This window comes from Fulvivirga aurantia, from assembly GCF_009711475.1.
Taxonomy (GTDB): Bacteria; Bacteroidota; Bacteroidia; order Cytophagales; family Cyclobacteriaceae; genus Fulvivirga; species Fulvivirga aurantia.
Window position 1 is genome coordinate 189 of record NZ_SMMD01000408.1, and the last position, 2,231, is coordinate 2,419.

Annotated in this window: 2 protein-coding genes; both read right to left on the minus strand. The window is 38.8% G+C overall.

Translation table 11 applies throughout. The features are described from left to right. Window positions 1-172: 172 nt before the first annotated feature. Window positions 173-727: an REP-associated tyrosine transposase gene (locus tag E1176_RS02335; protein ID WP_155208965.1), complete on the minus strand. Its 555-nt coding sequence runs from the start codon at window positions 725-727 to the stop codon at window positions 173-175. A 240-nt stretch (window positions 728-967) separates the two neighbouring features. After that, window positions 968-2,231, minus strand: a 1,264-nt coding sequence (locus E1176_RS02340; RefSeq protein ID WP_281349510.1) for an FISUMP domain-containing protein, incomplete at its 5' end; no start/stop codon positions are given.

A 2,231-nucleotide genomic window follows, 5' to 3' on the forward strand; every position in this document is an offset into this window, starting at 1 on the left:
ACTTATATTTGGCTTGTTGGTGACAACACTAACAAGGGGAAAGTGAAAAAGCACAAACGAGGTGTTTGTGCTTTTTGGACATTTTTATTGGTACTGCTTATTGTATTTTGTATTAAATCTGCCTGGTCGTAGCGTCCGCTACGACCCATGTTATTTAGAATAATGCTTCCTGTTATTCTATATAAACCAGAGGTATAGGACTTGCAACTCCTCTTTGATAACTCGAACAACTGCTCCATGTCCACGCACAAGGATCATCTACAAAGCCCGCTTCACACGGATTATTATGTACATACTCGAGCCTTTGATCCATCAACTCATTGGTATCTAACTGGATAGGGTGGTTATGCTGTTGCCAGAATTGAAAGCCAGAATTTCTACTATTTTTCTTGCCAGCTCTTTCCATCATCCATAGTAACCACTCTTTTCTGCTCTCAACTGAATTCTCTTTAGTTGCATTTTTAAGACTTGTAGAAGTAAAACTTTTAAAATCTCTGATCACATGAGACAAGTTGCCACTGTGGTTTACACTGAGAATCAAATGTACATGACTTGTCATAATGCAATAGGCATGCACATTTAAGTTTTTGTTTTCAATACAATAATCTAGACTATCAACTATTATCTGTTTGTATTCGTCTCTTATAAATAAGTCAATCCAATTGACAACCGTGAAGGTCACAAAGTGAAGTGCCTGTTGATCTCTGATGGCGTACTTTCTACCCATAACGTAAAAAATAAATTTAGGCTATTGTAATGTTTTATAGTCGTAGCGGACGCTACGACCAGTGGTGCCTCCGCTATGTATGTAAAAAAGCACAAACGATGAGTTTGTGCTTTTATGGACATTTTTATTGGTACTGCTAATTGTAACCTATATTATAATCATCACTTTTGGTCGTAGCGGACGCTACGACCAGTGGGGGGAATTACAATAATTGCTCTAATCATGATAATATATAAACCTCTATTCTTTAACAAACCTTACGGAAAGCCATCTCTCTTTGAGAAAATTTCCGCTCAATTCAATTGAGGAAAATTCTGGTTCAATTGTAAGACCAAAGGCTCTATCTAAATCAGACTCGTTTTCAGAAGATGACCATAAGTAACCAACCATGTTAATGTTATCAAAATCATCAAATGCAGAATAATAAGTTCCACTTAAAACAAAATTGAAGTTTGTGGCACCTCCTACAGCCAAAGCTTGGGCAGCCTCTGTTTCTGTCGAGTATATTTCAAGAAGTTCCTGAAACTCTGTTTTTGTCGGCAATCTCCACCCCTGAGGAGCTATTTCTTTCGCTACAGTCCAACTATAAAGACGTCCATATTCTGTTGCATACTGTACCGAATCATTATCATAATAACCATTTAAACCACTCTCTGGCTGGTAATTAAAATGTGATGCAAACCAGATTTGTGTACCGATTTTTACTACTTTATACGTCTGACCATCTCTTGAATCAGTTGTAGTGGTTACTTCATCTGCAGTAACTGTAACAGTTGCCTCACAGCCGTTTTCGTCTTTTACTACTATGGTATAATCTTTTTCTTCTTCAACTTCAAAAGTTGTTTCCGTTTGGAAAGTCGCTTTGTCATCAATTGAATATTGGAAAGGACCAACACCACCTGCTGCTTCTACGGTGATTGTATAGGCATCTGCAGTAGCTGTAAGTGATAACTCTTCAGCGATAGTAATGCTTTTGGTAGCTTCGCAACCATTTGCGTCTCTTGCAGTAATTGTGTTAGCTCCGCTAGCTACGCCAGAAAATTCAGCTGCCGATTGGAAGGTAGAACCATCTATAGAAAACTCGTAAGCACCTTCACCACCGGTAATATTTTGAACGGTGATCTCGTCACAACCTGTTTGCTCAAGGTCGAAAGTGATATTTACTTCTTCTATCGTAATGCTTTGCGTAGCCTCACATCCGTTGGCATCTCTTACAATAATCGAGTTAGCACCACTAGCTACACCGGAGAATTCAGCACTTGACTGAAAAGTAGTGCCATCTATAGAAAACTCATAAGCTCCTTCTCCACCAGTGGTGTTCTCAACAGTCACTTCATTACAACCAGTTTGATTGAGGTCAAATGCAATGGTAACATCAGCACAAAGGTCTGGTTGAGGCTCGTCACCTCCATCATCACTACCACAACCTACAAATACGACTGATATAAAAACAAGTGCTAAAAATGATAAGCTCGCCTGGAGCATCACAATTGGTTTGAAATTT